The organism is Robertmurraya sp. FSL R5-0851, from assembly GCF_038002965.1.
In the GTDB taxonomy this organism is placed as follows: domain Bacteria; phylum Bacillota; class Bacilli; order Bacillales; family Cytobacillaceae; genus Robertmurraya_A; species Robertmurraya_A beringensis.
On the sequence record NZ_JBBOOE010000001.1, the window covers coordinates 2,322,655 to 2,343,421 of the forward strand.

Sequence of the window (20,767 nt, forward strand, 5' to 3'; positions counted from 1 at the left end):
CAGCCCTCCCTTTCTTATGTGTGAATTTTACTTTTCCCTCTTAAATGATTCGAGTTCTTTCTATTTCGAACGGAGAGCAGCTCTGATACAATACTGAGGGCTACTTCCTCAATTGTATCTCCTCCTAAATCTAATCCAATAGGAGCATAAATCCGGTTATCTGTAATTGATATTTCACTAGACACTAGCAGCTCCTCTGTTCGTTGTATTGGTCCAAGCACTCCGACATACTTAGGGTTAGATTCAAGTGCAAGTTCGAGTGCAGCCCGATCTCGTTCCAGATGATGGTTCATGATGATCCACCAAGAATTACGTAATGAGGAAGGAACCTCTTCAAGATCCTCAGAATCTACAGCCCAGTTATGTGCACCTGGAAAGCGCTTCTCATTATTGAATTGACTTCTCGGATCAAGTACTGTTACATCAAAATTAGCTTTTATCGCCAATTCTACCACCGGTACTGCATCATGGCCTGCCCCTGCAACTACTAGCTTTTCAAGAGGAAATATTGGATCTACGATAAACTGGCTTTCTAATCGTTTTATTACTTTAGCACTATGAATATATTGTTTTTTATGAAAAAAAAGTTCGTTTATCACCTCAGACGGTAGATAACCCCCGCTTTTTGTAAGCACTTGATGATGGTAGTTTAGTAGCCAGCCTTCACCTGATGAAGGGTTCAAGAGGAGTGTTACCATTTCCCCCTTAGTGGTCTTATTTCTCACCTCTTTCCAAAACGTAGAATCCTTTTTAATAGGAAGAATTAAAATATTTTGTGATCCTTTACAGCCAATCCCAAGACCCCATAGGTCATTTTCACTTAGATTATAAGATTTTATCATCGGCCTATTTTCATTAATTGCGATTTTCGCCCATTCAAGTAAGTCGCTTTCCAGACAACCACCACTCAGTGATCCAAAGACCTCTCCATCACTAGCTATCATAATCTTCGCACCGGGTCTTCTATAAGAAGAGCCCCTTACCTCATAGACCATTAAAAGGGCTGCTTCTTCCCCTCGCTCCCAAACCTTCTCCATTTGATCAAAAATGCGTTGTAATTCTTTTAAAGAAGACATTCCATCCCACCCTCCATTTCGATGTTAGTGCCTTTACCATTCTCAGAAACCAAATGGAATATAGCATGGATAAATTGTGCTTGAAATCAAAGCATTTATTTTGCTTCCGCTTCCTCTATTAACCTTCTAAGCTTTCCTGGACTTACCGGCAATGAATTAATTTCCAGCTTTAATGGTTTTAATGCATCACATATTGCATTAGCAATCGCAGCTGGTGGACTAATGGCACCACCTTCTCCTACACCTTTAATTCCCATTGGGTTTCTCGGAGACAGAAACTCCTGATGTCCCATTTCTACAACAGGTACTTCCATAGAGGTTGGGAGCAGATAATCCATATACGTACCAGTAATTAATTGTCCGTTCTCATCATAAATGATCTCCTCATAAAGAGCCCCACCAATACCTTGTGCAACTCCCCCTTGAATCTGTCCGTCAACGACCATCGGATTAAGAACTCGACCGCAATCATGGACGACGATATAACGTTGAATATCAACAAAACCTGTTTCTTTGTCTACTTCCACAACGGCAGCATGAAATCCGGATGAAAAAGTAACGGTCGGTGGTACAAAGTAATGTGTCGCACTAGCTCCAGGCTCCATTCCCTCAGGTACCTTACAATGTGGACCAGGCTTGGCAGCAAGGGCAATTTCCTGTAGGGTGAGAAAGTTAGAAGGCATTGTTTTTGGATAAACCTTTCCACCGTACATCTCTAAATCATCAACAGCAACCTCCAGCATGACTGCTGCTATGGCAAAAAATTTCTCCTTTAAAAGCTTCGATGCAACATGAACAGCTGATCCTGCCGTAACTGCACCACGACTAGCAAATGTCCCCACACCATAAGGTAGCAAGCTCGTATCTCCAGCTCTTACTGTAACTTGGTCCGGTCTAACTGCAAATTCATCCGCACAAATTTGAGCAAGAGTGGTTTCGTGGCTTTGCCCATGTGGACTAGACCCAACATATGCTAATATTTGGCCAGTTGAATCAACTCTTACCACAGCTCCCTCATGTGGCCCAATACCTGTACCCTCTATATAAGAAGAGATTCCTACTCCGTAATATTTTCCGGACTCCCTACCTTCTTTTTGTAGCTTTCGGAATTCTTCATAGCCAATGATATCTAATGTTTTCTTTAGAGAAACCGAGTAGTCTCCATTTTCTAAAACCATTTTTGCGCCATCTCGGTAAAATAATTGTGTATCATATGGCATATCTTCAGGGAGAACTAAATTTTTAATTGATACATCAACAGGATCTAGATTTAATCTATCTGCGATCATGTAGATTATCCTGTCCATCACAAATACTGCTTCCGGACGCCCAGCACCACGATAAGGAACATTCGGTGTCTTATTTGTTAAAACAATTTGACCAGTTAAATCATAGTTTGGAATTTTGTACATCCCTCTTAGGTGTGCAGCTGAATTATACGCACAACATAACGCAAAGGAATTATGTGCTCCATTATCTAGTAAAAAATGATCTTTTATCCCTAGAATTGTCCCAGTATTATCAAATGCCACTTCTACGTCATGGACCTGGTCTCGAGAATGACGAGTACTTTGCATATGTTCAAGTCTATCTTCAATCCATTTCACTGGCCTTTTATATTTCATTGCTAAATACGGTATAACAATCTCTTCTGGATATACTGCGCATTTAGGTCCAAATCCACCCCCAACATCAGGAGCAACTACACGAATATTGTTTTCCACTAAACCAACTAATTTAGATAAGTAAGAGCGCACCATATAAGGTACCTGGGTTGATGACCATACCTGCAATTGCTCATTTCGCACTTCGTATTCGGCAACTACTCCTCTTGTTTCTAACGGATTCCCAGAAACTCTGGGTGTTTTGATTCTAGCCTTTAATACGTGTTCAGCTTTCGATAATAGAGTATCCATATCACCAATTTTCACATGGAATAGTGCTTGTGTGTTATTGCCAAGCTCTTCATGAATAATGGTTGCATTCTCTTTAATTGTCTCGTAAGGGTCTGTTACAACCGGTAGCGGTTCATAGCTTACCTTAATTAATGAAAGTGCATCCTCTGCAGCATAGCGATCTTCCGCTACCACAATTGCAATTGCCTGCCCAACAAACGTAACCTTATCCTTGGCCAACATAGGTTCAGGGTTTTTCTTTATCAAAGGCTTAATATGTTCTTCTAAAATAGGTGGAAGAGTAAATTCAACAAATTCAGTAAAAGGTTTTACTTTCCCTTCCAAATCAGCCGCAGTTACAACATCTATGACACCTTTACAGGCCTTCGCAGCTGAGACATCAATACTGTTTATTTTGGCATGGGCATAGGTACTTCTTAAGATCGCTACCTCTACCATGTTTTGCAGTTTGATATCACCGACAAATCTCCCATTCCCAGTTAGAAGTCGGTGGTCTTCTTTTCTTTTCACATTTTGGCCGACGTACTGTGCCATATTTGGACCTCCCTTCAGCCATTCAGCTGATAAGCTTCCTTGACTGCTTTAATAATGTTGCTATATCCGGTGCATCGGCATAGATTACCAGATATAGCTTCTCGAATTTCATCATCGGACGGTAAAGTTGGATGAATTTCCATAAAATTTTTGACTGACATCAAAAACCCTGGTGTGCAAAATCCACATTGGAGTGCGTGATTGTTAGCAAATGCTTGCTGTATAGGATGAAATGTTCCATCCTCCTTAGCGAGTGCTTCTACTGTTTCCACTTCACACCCATCTGCCTGCACCGCAAGCATTAAACAGGATCGTACTGAATCGCCATTAATTAATATTGTACAGGCTCCACATACCCCATGCTCACAGCCTACATGAGTACCTGTTAATCTAAGATTATCCCTTAAGAAATCTGATAACAGCCATCTAGATTCAATTTCTTTTTCAATTTCATGGCCATTTACTTTCATTTTGACAATCGTTGTTTGAGTCATACTGTCACACCCTCCCGTGCTCGGTTTACAGCTTTATTTAAGGCTCTTTCAAGCAATACCCCAGACAGCTGGCGCCGATACTCCTTTGAACCATGGATATCCCCTTCTGGATCTAGTTCATCCAGCTGAAGAATAGCTGCTTCTTTAATAATGGACTCTGTCGGTTCTTTCCCAATTAGAAATTCTTCTGTCTCTTCTGGAACAAATGGCACCGAATTCGCTCCTCCAAGAGCAATCTTCGTGTCCTTAATACTTCCATCAATGTCTAACTCGATAACCACTGCCACCTCACAAAGTGCAAAATCTCCATGTCTTCTGGCCACTTCCTCGAATGCGTAGCCTGCCCCTTTATTCATCTTTGGAAACCGTATTTCTTTAATTAGTTGATTTGGTTCCAGGGTTGTTAAGAGATAACTAAGGAAAAACTCCTCAGGGGAAAGAATCAACTCTTCCTCTTGAGAAACAATTACGATTTCTCCTCTTAACGCGGATAGCATACAAGGTAATTCAGCAGATGGATCTGCATGTGCTATACTTCCCCCAACTGTCCCTCTGTTCCTTATTTGGGAATGTCCTACCCATCGAATCCCTTCTGTAAGCAATGGGCACTGCTCTTTAATTAGTTGCGAATTTTCTAACTCAACGTGACGAGTCATTCCTCCGATCACGATAGTATCTTCCTCTTCTGTTATTCCTTTTAACTCCTGTACTCTACTTAAATCAATAATATATTTAGGTGTAGAAAGCCTCATATTTAATAAAGGGATAAGACTTTGACCACCAGATAATATTTTTGCATCATCCCCGTAATCAGCTAACAATTCTAGCGCTTCGGGAAGATTAGTAGGTTTTAAATAGGAAAACTTTGGCGGTTTCATGTATTAGCCTCCATTAGCTGAATATTTTTTAAGAGTTTAATATTTTCCCGATAATAAGCTACCAGCATTCGGTACTTTAGTATCTAATCCTAATTGCTTTAAAATTTTATAAACAGTTGATGTCCCAGCTGATAATACTGGAATTCCTAGTTGATCCTCTGCTTTTTGAATTGCGGGAAGTGATGGCATTTGAACACAAGCCGAGAGCACTACTGCATCTGCACCTTCAATATTTAACCCTTCTGCGATTCGAGGGAGTTTACTAGGATCTAACCGGCCAACTTCAAGATTATCCGGAACCTCTAGGCTAATGGAATCAATGACTTCAATTCCACTCTGCTCGATATAGTCAACAACCATTGCGGTTAATGGCTTCATATAAGGAGTGATAATCGAGACTTTCTTTGCTCCAATCGTTTTTATGCAGTCAATAAGCGCTCCAGCACTGCTTACCACCGGTGCATTACCACCATTATCCTCTGTAGCTGCATTCAATCTTGTTTCGGAAACCTCATGATATCCAGCTCCCTGACACATAATTGCTACTAGACACGCGTAGGCCAGGATGTCACACCGAGCATCTGATAGCTCAACAGCACAGCGGTCACTTTCTACGTCCATTTTGGACAATTCTTCCTTCGAAACATGCTTCATTCTCATCCTGCTTGAATGAAATGTGAAAGTCTCTTGCGGAAATTCTGTTGCTCTCGATAGAAGCATTGCAGGAATCTCCGTTTCCATCGTTGTATTAGAACTAGGAACAATCAATCCAACCCGATAATTTTTTGACATTGTTTTTCCACCTTTTTTTGTTTTGTTAACCAACCCAGTGCTTTTTCATAGTCATCTGGAGTGTCTAAATCAAAGCCCCAGGTATTGGATTCAAAGTACTCTTTTTTAACATAATTTTGATACTTTTTAATGATCCTTTTACCACCTATATCTCCTGAAAGCTCAGAGAATTCAGAAAATAAGCCGGACGAAAACAAGATTGGATGCCCATCAGTACCACTATAAATAGGTCTAATAATGGAGTATTGTTCGTTAGACTCTGTAAAAGTCACTACCATCTTTTTAATAACACTAGTAGGAACAAAAGGTTGATCTGCTAAAAAAACCATCACTCCATCTACAGCCTCTCCGACTGCTTCGATTCCGAGCTTCAAAGAGGTTCCCATACCATCCACATAGCTAGGGTTTTTTATCATTCTGACAGTTTGGTATCCTTTGAGAATGTCTCTATACTTATCTTCATTTCTTCCTACTACTAATATGATTGGACTTAAACCACTTCTAGTAGCAGTGATTATACTATGAATAAACATCGGAGCCCCATTTAATGGTAAGAATTGTTTTGGCTGACCCATTCTTTTAGCCTCTCCAGCCGCTAATACGACAGCACCTATTTTCTTACCCATGTTTACACAGAAGCTTTTACTTCTTTTTGAATATCCTTGAAGAATTTCCCTGCTAGAAACTTAGCCACTCCTGAAAGGACTCTATTCCCAACACTAGCGATCATTCCACCAACTACAGCATCACATTTCCATTCAAGGACAGATCCATTTTCATTTTCGATAATTCGGCAATCCATTTTTGCCTCCACATGACCTGGCTGACCTGTTCCAGTTGCATGAAGGATATAATAGTTCGGCTTTTGTACATCTTCTATCTTAACCTGCCCGATATACTCTCCTTTTACTGCTGCAACCCCAAGCTTTAAGATTACGTCATATTCCCCATTTTCTTTCTGTACCATTTCTTGACATCCCGGGATAACCTTTTTTAGAATTTCTTCATTATGTAACGTATCCCATAAATCCTCTGCTGATAGATTAAATTTTGTTTCTCCCTCAAGATTCATACAACAACCTCCTATTTTGTTCGAAAAATTAATAATTTTCAATCTTTTGATTATAGATCTTACTTTTTAACTAGTTTGCTTTCATTAGAAGTTCTTCCACCATTAAACCAGCCTGGTTTGCTAGCTTTTCAACAGCCTCTGTAGAAACTAAATCCACTCCGATTAAGACGATAGAATGGTAATTCTCACCATTTTGAAACAGTTCCCACGAAATTTGATTACCAGCAAGCTGAACTAAATACATATCCCCTTCCTCTAGTAATACAAAGCCCTTAGCTCGAACTAGATTCGGTTTTAGACTTTCTAAATAGTTCTCTATGAAACGTTTCGTAACGGGAAATGGTATAGGGACGGCGACCGTTGATAAATAGTTAAAGGATAAACCCATTGGATCGTCTTCAATTCTTCCAAAAGTGCTCTTTTTTTCCTCAATAAAACTATTAGCAAGGAAAAGCTGTTCTAACTGGATTTGACTATAAGAAGTAAAAGTCAATTCCGCTGAAGGATTCATTTTATTAATCATCCTTCTCAATTCTTCTACTAAAAAAGAGTCAATAAGGTCCATTTTATTTACTATTACTAGATCCGCTATAGATAATTGTTTCTCACAGGTATGACGGAGCACTGGATGGTTCATATTGCTATTAAGGTTCAATGCATCAACCACTGTAACGACTTTGTTCAAATAAACCTTAGCGATAATCTCCTTTTTTTCCATTTCCATGATCACTTCATGAGGTTCAGCAACTCCTGTAAGTTCTACATAAATTACATCTGGCTTTGTTTTCAGGAGTATCTCAAAACTTTTGATAATTTCACTCTTTTTACTACAACACACACATCCATCAAGTATTGTTTCAACACTTGTTGAATGTTTATCAGCAATAATATGGCCATCTATATCAACTTGACCAATCTCATTGATTAAGATGCCAACATTCAACCCTTCTTGTTTCGATTGATCAAGTATTTGCGTTAATAAAGTTGTCTTTCCACTTCCTAAAAATCCACTGAGGAGTATCACAGGTATACGATCCAATTTCTCACCCCCTATTCTCTTAATCTTTTAATCATTTGGCTATGTTAAATCATTTAATAATGGCTTTTTTCGTAAACATTGTTGCTTTGTTAAACTGTTTTTATTTCACTGAACTTAGTAGTATGGCATCTTTTTTCTACTGTTTACTTTTTTAAACATGTTGTTGTCTAGTCGCGACTAAAAGCTTTTGAGGAAAAGAGCATTAAAATAGAAAACTTAAATTACCAAGAAATTCATTATTATTAATTAACTCCACCTTTTTTGAAGCTATTTTCCAGGTTGTATCAGTCTGTTTTAAATGATGTTCAAGTCTACCTGAATAAATGGTTTGAATACTACGTCTTAGTTCTACAAGGATAAAATTAGATGTGACAATAACCTTGTCTTCCTCACAGTGTAGAACCTTGACGTTTGTGACTAGATGTCTAGTTCTTGATTTAGGCTCCTGACCATAAGCCAATCCACTTTGTAATCTCCAAACCCGCTCTTCTAACCGGTTTTTATCATCATAGATAATCGAGACATGTGTATTTGGATCAATATCATCTTGATTAGATGGAATCCAGTAAAAGCTATCCTCTGTAAATAAATCTAACCACTCACTAAATTTTCCCTCATCCAAATACGCTGCTTCATCAATAAGAAACTCCTCAATCTGCTTACGGTCTACCAACAGTTGGCTCATGCTTCTTCCCCCTTGTTTCAACATTTGAATCATCTGCTGTCATTAGTTTTTTCCAGGCTTTATAAAGCGCCCTTGCTGATACTTCATCACTTGAAGTGGCTGTGATAATTCCTTTTTCATCCACTTCTTCTCTTTCCAAGCCACGGCTGATTTCAAGCCATTCGCCATCCTTTCCTTTTGCATTCAGACCCTCCATTACCCGGTCAAATCCCACTTCCAGATCATCAACCGTTCCGAATCCAGCTGGGCCATAAAACCCTTCATGTTTTCTTAAACGGGCTGCATTCTCTTCCACTGAAGCTCCTTTTAACATAATTGGATATAAAAATACATTCGTTTTGTTTACAGACACAGGCCATGTAACCCGCACTTGTGAACCTAAGAAGCCTAGGTTAGGGAAAACAATTAAATTAAACGGTAATGCACCAATTCCAAGATCACCATCTAATTCATATAATGAATGCCCATTTCCTAAATCTCGAATTTTCTCGTTTTTATGCATCTTAGAAAAATTAATTTTCTTCCCTGTTTTTTTACTCATCAGGTTAAAGAAGCTTCTATGTGTAACACTTAAGTGATAAGGATCGATCGTATTTTCAACTTGCAATTTCCAATTACCATCAAATCGATATTTATGTGCACCAGCATTTAAACTAATCCCTTCTGGACAAGTATTTACAACATAGTCAATATACGGGCGTGCGTTTCCTAGATGTTCTTCTAATGTAGGACCTTCCTCACTTAGACTAGCGAAAATAAAGCCTTGATATATACCAACTCTAGGTACTTTAATTAATCCCATTTTGCAACGATCAAACTCCTCACCGTAACCATCCTGGAAAGGCATACCTGTTAAATCACCGTTATTTGAATATGTCCAGCCATGATAAGCACATCTGAAATAGTTCGCATTCCCTTTTTCCTGTTGGCAGACTGTTGCAGCTCGATGCCTACAACGATTAAACACCACATGTACTTCATCCGTATCGGAATCCCTTGTAACAATAAGAGGATGCGTACCAATGACAGTTGTTTTATAATCTCCTGAGTTAGCAATTTCACTTTCATGCCCTACGTAAACCCAGGTTTTCTCAAAGATGCTTGTCATCTCTTGCTTAAAAATTTCTTCATCAGTATAAATATCTCCGTGAACTGCCGTATCCTTGATATACTGCGTAATGTTTTCTGAATTGATCATATCCTTCACCCTTCCATCTTTATGTTTTCATTTACCACAGCTACATGTATACACTGATCTAGACCATATGCATGCGTCCTAACTGCTTCAGCAGCCTCTTCTACTGAGAAACTATGAGTTACCATTTTTTCAAGTGGATACCTTCTCGACTCTATCACTCTTAGTGCGACTCCAACTGCACGTGTTGGACGACCAAGTACTCCCTTTATCGTTAAAAGCTTCCACGTGATTTTACTAGACATTAGATTATTAGATAGATTTTCATCAGTACCTGAATGAATAATTGTTGCGCGTAAGCCAGCCAAATCTAATGATGTGACAATTTGCTGTGGTGCTGTGGCTGCATTTATTACTGTATCGGCCATATTTCCGTTCGTAACTGCAGCTATTTCCTTTACAAGATCTTGGGTATCTGCATAAAACGTGTGATCTGCACCGAATTCTTTCGCAAGCTTTAAGCGATGTTCATCCTTTGACATTCCTGTAACGATGATGGTTCCGGCCCCAGCTTCCTTTGCTCCAATTACAGCCCCTAATCCCATAGGACCAGGTCCTTGAATAACTACTGTATCTCCTACCTTTGTGTTTCCTACCTCTTGTACCCAATGTAATCCATTTGAAATCGGAATGTATAGCTGTAGTAATTCTGGGGAAACATCACTACTTGCTTTATGGACGATCGCATTTGGATGAAGATACATATATTCAGCAAATCCACCCCATAGGGCTGTTTTCTCATTATCAATTTTCATCGCTCCATATCGAATGTCAAAGCATTGACGATAGTTTCCGGTTAAGCAATTATTACATGCACCACATGGAATGTACTCCTCTACCACTACCCGATCCCCTTCTTTGACACCCCAGCGTTTTGATGCAACAGAACCAATATTTTTAATTCGACCAACGATTTCATGTCCAATGACACATGGTAGATTAAAGACACCATTTCCTCCATATAAATAGGCTTCACTGTCAAACCCACATACTCCACAGGCCTCCACATGAAGAAGCGCATCATTGTCACCAGTTTCTGGAATGGGAAATTCCATGATTTCTATCGTTTCTTTACCTGTTAATACAGCTGCTTTTGATGTTTGAGTCATTTTTTTACCCCTTTATTTATTATTTTGTTGAGCTATAAGCTTTGTGCTATTATTCCTCATCATCTATTTCATTGATCCAGCGAGTTTTGGAGGGATCTAGTAAATTAGTAAGATCCTTGTGAGTACTCCATAGTAAACTCTCCAATTCCAAGGGATCAAAGAACGAGATTTTTCCTGTACGGATATCCTTTATCATTAGCCGGTCACCATTGGCAGATTTATCAACTTGAACTACCACATGTGCAAATTCGTTTTTAAGCACTACACTTTTATCCATCCATTGTCACCTACTTTCAAACGTCATTATAAAAACGTAATGTTAGTTAGTATTCACTAACATTCTGCCGTAAAAAAAATGAAATAATAATACTGTTCACCTTGCAATTAAATTTCCTATTATGATAAAAAATTAAGAAATCTGTTAAGCTCTGACTCTATATGACCTTTCATACAAGCCTCTGCTATTTCCTCTTTTCCTGATTCAAGAGAATAAATGATTTTCTGATGCTCGATTAAATAATCATCATTTTGGTGGAAATGAACTAATCTAGCATTCGTATAATACATAAATAGCCCAGATAAACTTGCATATAAATCGATCAGTGTTTGATTTTTTGATGCTTGAACAATAGTTTCATGAAACATTGTATTGTATTTAAGTACATTTTTTTGATCATTTACAAAAGAAACCTTCTTTGCCATTTCAAATATCTCATTTAAATGCGCCAGCTGTCTTGCTGTAATATTTTTTACAGCAAGGATCGCTGCTAGGGCCTCTATCGCAAGCCGACACTTATACACATCCTCTATATCTTTACTTGTAAATTTACGTATGATCTTATGGTTACCCTCTTTTTTTATTAATCCATCTTGTTCTAATAATCGAATGGCTTCTCTAATTGGACTTCTGCTCACACCAAGATTTTCAGCTAGAGAAGCTTCTATAACCGGTTCACCAGGACAAAAAACACCATCGATAATTTTTTTTCTTAACACTTTATATACTTGAACATGAAGTGGAGAATTCTTTTCAATTTTCTTCATTATAATCACCCTTTATCATTCCATCCTTATTATCATCCTTCTTACAGTTTTTTTATGAACCATATACTATAGTTGGTAATAGCATCGAAATAATTGGGATAAAAGTTATGATTAGAAGTGCTACAAATGTTACCCAAAAAAATTGCATTAAGCCTGGAAGCATTTCATTCATCTTTAAGCGGGTTATACTGTTTGCAACGAAGATGTTTAAACCGAATGGTGGAGTAAATGTTCCTATTGCTAAGTTCAGTACCATTACAATCCCGAGATGAATAGGATCTATACCTAGTGTGGTTGCACTAGAAAGAATTAATGGAGCGATAACAATTAAAGCAATGGTTGAATCTACAAACATTCCGATAAGGAGAAGCGATAAATTTAAAAAGATTAGAAATGTCCATGGAGATGTAAAGGTTTCTGCTACAAATCCTGCGAGCATATGAGGTGCCTGACCTATAGTAAGGACCCAACCTAAGGCAGAAGCTGCAGCAACTAATATCATTACTTGTGCAGATGTTTTTGCTGAATCAAGACTTAACTGAAATAGCTTTTTCCATGTTATCTCTTTATAGACAAACAGCCCAACAAAGATTGCATAGATTGCTGATACACCAGCTGCCTCTGTCGGAGTGAATATTCCAAAGGATATACCACCAATAATGATGAGAGGGACTGCTAAAGACCAAGATGCTTCTTTAATAGCTTTGTAGATTTCCCTTGAAGAAGAACGCTCGCCTCTTGGGAATTTTTTGAATCTTGAATAAAGATAGATATATAGAAGAAGGAAAACACCGAAAAATACGCCTGCACCTAAACCAGCTAAAAATAATGAGCCCACAGATGTATTTGTTGCACTAGCATACAAGATAATGGTAATACTAGGTGGGATTACTAATGATACTGCACCAGATTGAATAATAAGGCCACTAGCGAATTTTTTCGGGTATCCCTGCTTTAAAAGCTCTGGATACATTATTCTGCCTATCGCAATTACGGTGGCAGGACTAGATCCTGATAAAGCACCGAAAAACATTGCTGCTGTTTGTGTGGCCATTGCCATACCACCATATAAATGACCAACAAGTGCCCTTGCAAAATTTAATATTCTCCTCGATAACCCTCCTACATCCATTGCATTTGCTGCTAGAATAAAGAATGGTAACGCCATAAGTACAAATTTATCAATCCCCCCAAAGATTCTTTGAACTGCAACCATTGAATCTATATCGGTAAAGAATATAAGAGACAAAAAGGTACTCAAAATTAATGATATGTATATTGGTACACCTAAAAGTAGCATCGCAAATAAGAGAACAATAATAGCAACTAACATATATCTGACTCCTTAATTTGGTGTATTTAATAAGTCTTTTCTACGAAACAAATGAACTAGCAGCTGGATGTATCTAATGACCAATAAACAACCTGAAAGAGGAATGATTAGGTATACGATTGAAAAATTGATTCCTAATCCTGAACTCTTTTGCCCTGTTTGTGAACTGAAATCAACCAACAGGTAACTATACCAAACCAACATAAAGCTAAATATGATTGCTACTACATAAATAATTGCCATGAGGAGCTTATATGATTTCCCTTTTAGTAGTTGGGGTATAAACTCAATACTCATATGTTCACTTTCTCTAGCACATACACTCATTCCAACAAATGTTACCCATATTAAGAGATAGCGAATTAATTCTTCTGACCAAATTAAACCCGATCCCATTACCCTAAGAATGACATTTACTATTACCAGCAAGGTAGCTATCAATATGCTCATTGCTATAAATATATCTTCAATTCTATTTAGTATTTTCACTAGTATCCCCCCATCGGATTTTCGTGTAACAACCTTAAAAAAATAAAGGAGAAATTAGGGTTACTCTTAACTCGTAGGTATTATGTTTTGAGTTTCCCTAATTTTCAATAGCTGTTTTCTAGTAGATTATTGTTTTTGAGGTGATTATATTGATTGGAATTTAGGAGTGTGACTCCTGCACCGCAGAAAGCACACACCTGGAGTTTCAATCAACCTACCTTAGTTAAATAGCAACAAAGGTTACGAAACAGCCTTTTCTATAAATCCATAGATTAAACAAGAAATACTAGTTATTGAATTCCTAATTCTTTATAAATGATGTCTAATAGCTCCTTTTTCTCAGGGGTATTGCTAAATTCTTTGTGCAAAGGTAAGGATAATTCCACAAATTCGTTTCTTTGTTCTTCAGAAAGTGTATGAACTTCAAGTCCTAGTTCTGGAAATTCTTTTATTCGAGTGTCTGACATTTCCTGTGTTAAATCACGGGCATAGATTCTTGATTCTTCTTCAGATTCCATAATGATTTGTTGGAACTCCGGACTTAATCCATTAAACCAATCAAGGTTAGCTACAATCATATAAAATTGGTAGCCATGTTCAGTTATTGATAAATGGTCCTGGACCTCATAGAGTTTGTTAGAACTAATTGTTTCTAATGGGTTTTCCTGTGCATCAACGACCCCTTGCTGCAAGGCATTATATAGCTCCGCAAATTCAATAGGTACAGGATTTGCTCCGTATGTTTCATATGTTTTAATTAAAATCTCAGAAGGTATAACTCTCATATTTTTCCCACTTAAATCTGAGGGAGTAAGGATAGGGTCACCTTTACTTGTCATTGACTTAAAGCCCCCTGCCCAAAAACCAAATCCCTTAAATTTAACTGCCTCGAGATGATCTAATGCTTTTGTACCTGCCTCCCCTGATAATACCTCCCAAATCTGATCCTCATTATTAGGCCATAAGAATGGATATTCAAAAACTTGAAGAGTTTCTGCATTAAAGGAGGTAACAGTTGAAAGCAATGTTTGGGTCATATGTATGGTACCTAGTTGAACCTGTTCTGTTTGCTCTCTTATTGCACCTAGCTGAAGGTTCGGATATAATTCTACTTTAATTTTCCCTTCCGATTTTTCCTCGACAAGCTCCTTGAATTTTTCAGCACCTACTGTTAATGGATGATCTGGTGGAGTCATACCTGCCAATTTAATCGTTAGACTTTCTGCTTGACTACCTGTATTTTCATTCCCAGCACCTGTGGTAGATGATGAATTGCCACATCCGGTTAAAAATAGGATTAGAATGAGTGTAAGACTAACTATTTTAGGGTAACTAAGCTTTATTCTCTTCATGATAAATCCTCCCTCTATAAATGTTGATCTATCAACGGTTTACCCCGTTGGTGGGGTGTCAAAAAAATATTTTTCGACACGTTCCCTAACAATATTTTTATATTATGTTAATCTATCCCAACACATGGGTACGCTACGCGGTCACTACTGGATAATAGTGGTAAGTAGTGTTGGAGAATTATGTGATGCACAATGGATCTCTGCGTAGCTTATGATGACGTACCCTCCCATGTCTCTGGGCATCAATGTGCCTACATTCCTTCGTTCGGTCTAGTCATAAGGCAGAGGCTAGCGAAGCTCCTATAGGGACTCAAGGTCGAATGGAAAAAATATTGCCAGCTTCTCCGTGTCATCCTGTTGTCTAGGTCTGTTAAGGGGATGTAGAACTTTACATAGCCTCTGCGAGACTAGGAATATCCTTCATCATTCGCTGAGCGTCAAACGCTTTGTGCTTTGTACATATTCCATGTAACACTTTTAATAGTTTTCCGCATAGTACCACGATAGATTGCTTCTTGCGTAACGGATTATCCTTACGGCTTGTGTAATACTCATGTAGTTTTCTAAAGGCTTCATTATGGCGAATCATCGGCATCATTACCCGGAAAAGGAGGGCGCGAAGCCTTCTTCTGCCTCTTTTGGAAATGCGTTTTTGTCCTTTATGCTGCCCAGAGGAATTTTCACGTAATGTTAGTCCCGCAAGTTTAATGATTTGGCGTGGATCTCTATAGTGTGAAAAGCTACCGATTTCAGCTAATAAATCGACAATTGTGATATCTCCAAGTGCTTGAACCGTTGAGAGCCATTCGTACTCTACGGATGTTTGTGTAAGTTCAACTAAGTGCTGTGTAATACTTTCAATATCTTGTTCCAACTGGTGGTAACGGCGAACGAGTGTGGCGATTTCAATACGGGCCATCTCACGTCCCTCTGTTACTCCTATGGAGTTAGCAGCGACTTCAATGAGACGCATTGCTTTCGGTCTCTGGGGGGATTTGAGTCCCTCAACCTGACGATAAAGAGTTAAAACTTCATCGGGTTGTTTCTGATGAAGATCACTTGGAAATGGGGTACATTCAAGTACAGCCATAGCCATTTTTCCGAATGACGGAAACACCTGGGTAAACTCAGGAAAATAGCGATCTAACCAGCGAATCATCATATTTTTGACAGCTCCAAGTTCCTCTGTCAACTTACTTCTAAAGGTTGCGCCCACACGGAGTTCGGCTTCCATGTCTTTCAATATACGTGGATAACTGAAGCGTCCATCTTTTATAAGACGAGCGATTACTAGCGCATCTTTACGATCATGTTTGGTTGGTAGATTGTCGTCTAACTCTTTTGATCGCTTGACGTGCATAGGGTTGGCCATAACTAGGGGGATGCCTCGTTCTTCTAGAAAATAGGCTAAATTGAGCCAGTAATGGCCAGTAGGTTCAATCCCGACGATAACTTCCGTTTTCTCTTGTTCTTTCATTTCACTTAGAACACATTGATAGAAAAGCTCAAACCCATCTCGAGATTGAGAAACAGAGAATGACTTTCGGAGCACCCGTCCACGATCATCCACAAAGCATGCGTAATGTGTACGTTTGGCAATGTCGATTCCAACAACAAGTGTTTTTTCGGTGACTTGATTTATCTTCTGGTTTTGTTTAAAATTCATATGGAGTCCTCCTTGGTTTACTAAGTTAGGGGTCATTTCGGTACACGATTTGACACCCCGTATCATACCAAGAGGGCTCTTTTTTGTTCAAGTCCCCGAAAATCCTTCTAACAGGAATGCTCCTATTTATTAAATGATCGTTTTGAATAACTCTAAAGCACAAATCCCATTTGTATGGTGTAGACAGTATGATGTAGACAGAGAACAGTGTACGTGTATTCTTTGTTATTTTTTGTTTATTTTTTATTTTCAAAAAATTAAAAACACAATTGGTTGAGTACATTTTACTTTTGTACCCAACCTTGTTTCAACTAATTAGGTACTATTTATCGAAAACACTTAATCTTATTCCCACATTTAATATAGTGAAAATAAATTATAAAAAAGCTATTTCTTCTTCTAGTTTATTTTCTAGCTTACTTCCCGGTTATCCTCCAAGCAATTGTTTCTGTTTCCGTATGCTCTACTACATCTTTCGCTTCCTGATGATTTTCATAGTCGCGATCTTCAATGATTCTACCTGGCACTGTCGTTACAAATTCTTCGTCAAACGGAAATGGATGAACAAGAAGTGTTCCATTCCCTTTAGCTTGGAGAGTTAAATTGATAGGATCACTTTTTTGTTTTGTTCTAATCGGACCTAATGTAATCTCATTTTCTATATTTGGATCATTTAAGCCCATAAATAATCCCATTCGATCCATCACTTGGAAAAATTCGTATTGCATCCATACATTATCTTCAAACTCGCTACGCTTTTGATTTTTTTTCCAATACTGAAGCTTTACATCCACCCACTCTTTTTGAATAGTAGAAACTGTTTCATCCATAAAATCTACTAAATCGTCAGCGACCTTGTATGTAAAAGTAGGATCATACCCGAATCTACTTGTATAAAGTCCAATCCAATGCATCCCCAACATCATCCCTGCATAGGGGTCCTGCTGTAATGTTTTACGATACCCTAACTCGTAAAATTCGACATGTTGTTTTAGATTTACATCCATAAAATTTCGCGGCCTTTTTTTATCAGGATTGAACAAAACCTCATCATCTGGTCCTTTCCAGCCTGAGTCATGCTTTTCAATTCCTAAACTTACAGATTCATGGTTTAACAGTTTCTCAAACTCTCCATTTCCCCATCTTCTTGCTACTTCACCCATTTGAATCGCGTGGTCATCCTGTCGAACTAACACTAGTTTGCCGTTCTGATTTGAGATAATCATTTGATTTTTTTCCTCACTTTCAATTTTTCCAGTTCCTCAATCACTTCATCAGTACTTATTACATCAGCATATTTTTGCTGCATATCAAACAAATTCATGGCATGAGTGGTAATCCCACGATCAAATACAGATTCTTCAGGTACGATTACCTTATAATTATAGGAAAATGCATCTACTACTGTTGCTCTTACACACCCGCTAGTCGTACAGCCTGTAACAATCACACTATCAACATTATATTTAGTTAATTGAGTTACTAAGGGAGTACCAAAAAATGCACTAGGCTTCTTTTTTGATAGAATAACTTCTCCCTTTAATGGTTGTAGCTCTTCAACAACCTTTGTACCTTTTGCACCCTCCAGCAACTCTGGATGGCTAAACAGCTGACCCTTTATCGCAACCCTGTCATTATTGCTGTCTTTATCTCCTTTAATAATTGTAAAGATAACAGGTATTTCAACCTCACGCGCTTTATCTAGCACTCTCTTAATCTGTGGAATGGCTTCCCAACTTACAGAACCACAGCTAGTAGGATATTTTTCGATTGATTTTTCAATTTCTTCTGATTTGTCGCCGGTAAATCCATATTGAACATCAACGATAATTAGCGCTGGCCTCTTTCCCAATCCATAACTTTTTCCTAGGCCAGCTCCACTATACACTCTTCCATCCCGCTCATCTAGAAATTTCTCCCATATCCTCGCCATTCAACTTCCCCCTATCCGTATGTAATAACCTTGTCACATTGGGCTGTCATCTCCACTAGTACACTAGGAGAACCTAATTCTATATTTTTGCCTTTTAAATCCTCTTCGGTTACACCTCTTGCCGCGCATGAAATCTGCGAAAGAACAATTCGGCCATTAGCACCTAGAATTTCATTGACCGAATTCCTTAATTCGGTAGCTGTTACTCCAACTCCTAATACTGAATCAAGGTTTTCATCTTTCATTAGACCAACTGCACTTCCAGCTAAGAACATAGATACTTGATGTCCATCCCTAAGTGCTGTTTTAGCAATTAAGAATGCTCGATCTGCCTGTGTTGGAGATTCAATACCATGTGTTAAATGAATAAACAAATGCATAAATAGTTCCCCTTTCTCTCTTTTCATTTTATGTTCAAATAATCATAACGCTCGATAGTTAGTACTCACTAACATAATATATTTATTTCACCAATAATATTCCAACTTCTATCTTGTATACGTATAAATAGTAGATAGATTTTGGGCAAAATTTCTTACTCCACCTTGAACAATTTCATCCTCAGAAATTTGTGTGATATTTTCTCCTTGCATAAATGAACGTGAGATAAAGTGTCCATAACACATATACAAAAAGTTCATCGCATGTAGCTCATAGTTTGTTTCAACTACTAGACCTTTGCTATTCATTTCTTGAAAATACTTTACTAGCAATTCTTTTAACTGTCGGGGATGTTTATTTACTTGCTCGTGCAAACCTGATACACTACCTCCTTCTTGGAGAGCGATTTTGATGACATTTTTATTTTTTTTCATTAATTTATGGTAGGTTTCTGCCACCATTTGCAAATCCTTTTCTATTTCCCATACAATTCTTTGTTCGAAAATTTCTTTCATCTGAATGCTGTAATAATAACGATCTACGGCAGCTTCTAAAATCTTTTTCTTACTTCCAAAGTTTCGAAAAAGAGTCATCTCGCTAACCCCAGCTTTCTCTGCTATCTGTTTCGTAGTGGCACCTTTATACCCCTTCTTAGCCATTAAATCAATTGCTACTTTTAAGATCTTTTCATTAATTGTCATGTTTGCTAACCACCTATTGTTTGTTAGTACTCACTAACAATTTACCAATATTTCATATTTATGTCAATTATATTTTCAGAATATTTAGTATAGCCCTTTCTATTACCTTATATTTACCCTTGTTTTTATTTCTATGTTTTTATCTTAGCAAGAGAAATACGCTTCGTCTCAAAATTTGTTGCATTTTCTAACATAGAATTTTTTTAAAAAATGTCTATTTACTACTATTTTTCTAGGAATTTGGATGAATATGTAACAATCGATCCAATACGAAAAGCACTGCTTTTGCGAGGCTTAGTGGTTGATAGAAATTCTATTATATAGCTAAATGAACTTAATACACTTTATAAACTTGGCCAGTCTGAGCACCTTCAACACTCTTTACAAATGCATTGGCAACCTTGTTAGCTGATACTGGATTAAAGCCTTTAAAAAACACCTCATATTTTTCCAAGGATTCCTCTAGAACGTTCGGACTGACGGTATTAATTCTTATATTACGGTTTAATTCTATCGCAGCAGATTTGACAAAACTAGCAACTGCACCATTAGCCATAGCAGCAGAACTACCTCTTAAAATAGGATCATCCATCATAATTCCAGTAGTTAGTGTAAAACTACCGCTATCATTGATATAATGTTGTCCTATCAATACTAGATTTACTTGACCCTTGAGTTTACTATTTATTGCGATATCATTTAGTTCAGGAGTAAGGTCACTCAACTGACCAAAGTGAGATGCTCCTGTTGTACTTATCACAGCATCAATATTTGGTATATCTTTATACATTTGTTCGATACGATCTGGAGATGTAATGTCTACTAAATAATCTCCATTTGATTTACTTGCAATGATAACTTCATGATTAGATTTTAACTTTTCCGCCACAAATTTCCCTATTGTCCCTGTACCACCAACTATAAGAATTTTCACACTCTCACTCCTCTTATTCATATTATTCAGAATTATTATAACACCTAATGGTACTTATTTCTTAACATTTGTATCGTTTAAAATGTGTGTATAGGATTTATTTGTCCAAATTGTTGTATTTTCTTAACAACAAAAAACACTCAC

Annotated in this window: 22 protein-coding genes; all 22 read right to left on the minus strand. The window is 37.8% G+C overall.

Going from position 1 to position 20,767, the window contains the following annotated elements:
* Positions 1–14: 14 nt before the first annotated feature.
* The 22 genes from MKX65_RS11675 to MKX65_RS11780 all read right to left on the minus strand — a co-directional run bounded on the left by MKX65_RS11675 (position 15) and on the right by MKX65_RS11780 (position 20,623).
* Positions 15–1,076: an XdhC family protein gene (locus MKX65_RS11675; protein ID WP_160547804.1), complete on the minus strand. Its 1,062-nt coding sequence runs from the start codon at positions 1,074–1,076 to the stop codon at positions 15–17.
* A gap of 95 nt (positions 1,077–1,171) precedes the next feature.
* A complete protein-coding gene (locus tag MKX65_RS11680) occupies positions 1,172–3,526 on the minus strand; it encodes a molybdopterin cofactor-binding domain-containing protein (protein ID WP_160547805.1) in 2,355 nt (784 codons plus the stop codon).
* Between the two features lie 14 nt (positions 3,527–3,540).
* A complete protein-coding gene (locus MKX65_RS11685) occupies positions 3,541–4,020 on the minus strand; it encodes a 2Fe-2S iron-sulfur cluster-binding protein (protein WP_160547806.1) in 480 nt (159 codons plus the stop codon).
* Entirely contained in the window at positions 4,017–4,898 is an 882-nt protein-coding gene (locus MKX65_RS11690) for an FAD binding domain-containing protein (protein ID WP_160547807.1), read from the minus strand. The genes MKX65_RS11685 and MKX65_RS11690 overlap by 4 nt, the downstream gene beginning before the upstream one ends.
* A gap of 36 nt (positions 4,899–4,934) precedes the next feature.
* Positions 4,935–5,690, minus strand: coding sequence for an aspartate racemase/maleate isomerase family protein (locus MKX65_RS11695; RefSeq protein WP_160547808.1), 756 nt, complete (start codon positions 5,688–5,690; stop codon positions 4,935–4,937).
* On the minus strand, positions 5,663–6,316 hold the full coding sequence (locus MKX65_RS11700) for a nucleotidyltransferase family protein (RefSeq protein WP_340903726.1): 654 nt from the start codon (positions 6,314–6,316) through the stop codon (positions 5,663–5,665). The genes MKX65_RS11695 and MKX65_RS11700 overlap by 28 nt, the downstream gene beginning before the upstream one ends.
* Positions 6,317–6,318: 2 nt before the next feature.
* Complete coding sequence (locus MKX65_RS11705; protein ID WP_160547548.1) at positions 6,319–6,762, minus strand: CoxG family protein; 444 nt, start codon at positions 6,760–6,762, stop codon at positions 6,319–6,321.
* Between the two features lie 70 nt (positions 6,763–6,832).
* On the minus strand, positions 6,833–7,801 hold the full coding sequence (locus MKX65_RS11710; RefSeq protein ID WP_160547549.1) for a GTP-binding protein: 969 nt from the start codon (positions 7,799–7,801) through the stop codon (positions 6,833–6,835).
* A 202-nt stretch (positions 7,802–8,003) separates the two neighbouring features.
* Positions 8,004–8,486, minus strand: a complete 483-nt coding sequence (locus MKX65_RS11715) for an aromatic-ring-hydroxylating dioxygenase subunit beta (protein WP_160547550.1) — start codon at positions 8,484–8,486, stop codon at positions 8,004–8,006.
* Positions 8,461–9,684, minus strand: a complete 1,224-nt coding sequence (locus MKX65_RS11720) for an aromatic ring-hydroxylating oxygenase subunit alpha (RefSeq protein ID WP_340903729.1) — start codon at positions 9,682–9,684, stop codon at positions 8,461–8,463. The genes MKX65_RS11715 and MKX65_RS11720 overlap by 26 nt, the downstream gene beginning before the upstream one ends.
* Positions 9,685–9,689: 5 nt before the next feature.
* The gene (locus MKX65_RS11725) at positions 9,690–10,790 is read right to left on the minus strand and encodes a zinc-dependent alcohol dehydrogenase (protein ID WP_340903730.1); all 1,101 of its coding nucleotides are present in this window, start codon (positions 10,788–10,790) and stop codon (positions 9,690–9,692) included.
* Between the two features lie 49 nt (positions 10,791–10,839).
* Positions 10,840–11,067 carry a hypothetical protein gene (locus MKX65_RS11730; protein WP_160547553.1) on the minus strand — a complete coding sequence of 76 codons (228 nt, stop codon included), beginning with the start codon at positions 11,065–11,067 and terminating at the stop codon, positions 10,840–10,842.
* Between the two features lie 119 nt (positions 11,068–11,186).
* On the minus strand, positions 11,187–11,834 hold the full coding sequence (locus MKX65_RS11735) for a GntR family transcriptional regulator (protein ID WP_340903731.1): 648 nt from the start codon (positions 11,832–11,834) through the stop codon (positions 11,187–11,189).
* A 52-nt stretch (positions 11,835–11,886) separates the two neighbouring features.
* A complete protein-coding gene (locus tag MKX65_RS11740) occupies positions 11,887–13,167 on the minus strand; it encodes a TRAP transporter large permease (RefSeq protein ID WP_340903732.1) in 1,281 nt (426 codons plus the stop codon).
* A 12-nt stretch (positions 13,168–13,179) separates the two neighbouring features.
* Positions 13,180–13,656 (minus strand): TRAP transporter small permease, encoded by a 477-nt coding sequence (locus MKX65_RS11745; protein ID WP_340903733.1) that lies wholly within the window; start codon positions 13,654–13,656, stop codon positions 13,180–13,182.
* A gap of 290 nt (positions 13,657–13,946) precedes the next feature.
* Entirely contained in the window at positions 13,947–15,008 is a 1,062-nt protein-coding gene (locus tag MKX65_RS11750) for a TRAP transporter substrate-binding protein (RefSeq protein WP_340903734.1), read from the minus strand.
* A 388-nt stretch (positions 15,009–15,396) separates the two neighbouring features.
* Positions 15,397–16,674, minus strand: a complete 1,278-nt coding sequence (locus MKX65_RS11755) for an IS110 family transposase (RefSeq protein WP_340903327.1) — start codon at positions 16,672–16,674, stop codon at positions 15,397–15,399.
* Positions 16,675–17,090: 416 nt separating this feature from the next.
* Complete coding sequence (locus MKX65_RS11760; protein WP_340903736.1) at positions 17,091–17,900, minus strand: DUF3891 family protein; 810 nt, start codon at positions 17,898–17,900, stop codon at positions 17,091–17,093.
* A complete protein-coding gene (locus tag MKX65_RS11765; protein WP_340903738.1) occupies positions 17,897–18,607 on the minus strand; it encodes an isochorismatase family protein in 711 nt (236 codons plus the stop codon). Before MKX65_RS11765 ends, MKX65_RS11760 begins: the two co-directional genes overlap by 4 nt.
* Positions 18,608–18,618: 11 nt before the next feature.
* Positions 18,619–18,987, minus strand: a complete 369-nt coding sequence (locus tag MKX65_RS11770; RefSeq protein WP_340903739.1) for a DsrE family protein — start codon at positions 18,985–18,987, stop codon at positions 18,619–18,621.
* Positions 18,988–19,095: 108 nt separating this feature from the next.
* A complete protein-coding gene (locus MKX65_RS11775; RefSeq protein WP_340903740.1) occupies positions 19,096–19,689 on the minus strand; it encodes a TetR/AcrR family transcriptional regulator in 594 nt (197 codons plus the stop codon).
* 334 nt (positions 19,690–20,023) lie between these two features.
* On the minus strand, positions 20,024–20,623 hold the full coding sequence (locus MKX65_RS11780; protein WP_340903742.1) for a short chain dehydrogenase: 600 nt from the start codon (positions 20,621–20,623) through the stop codon (positions 20,024–20,026).
* Positions 20,624–20,767: the final 144 nt, after the last annotated feature.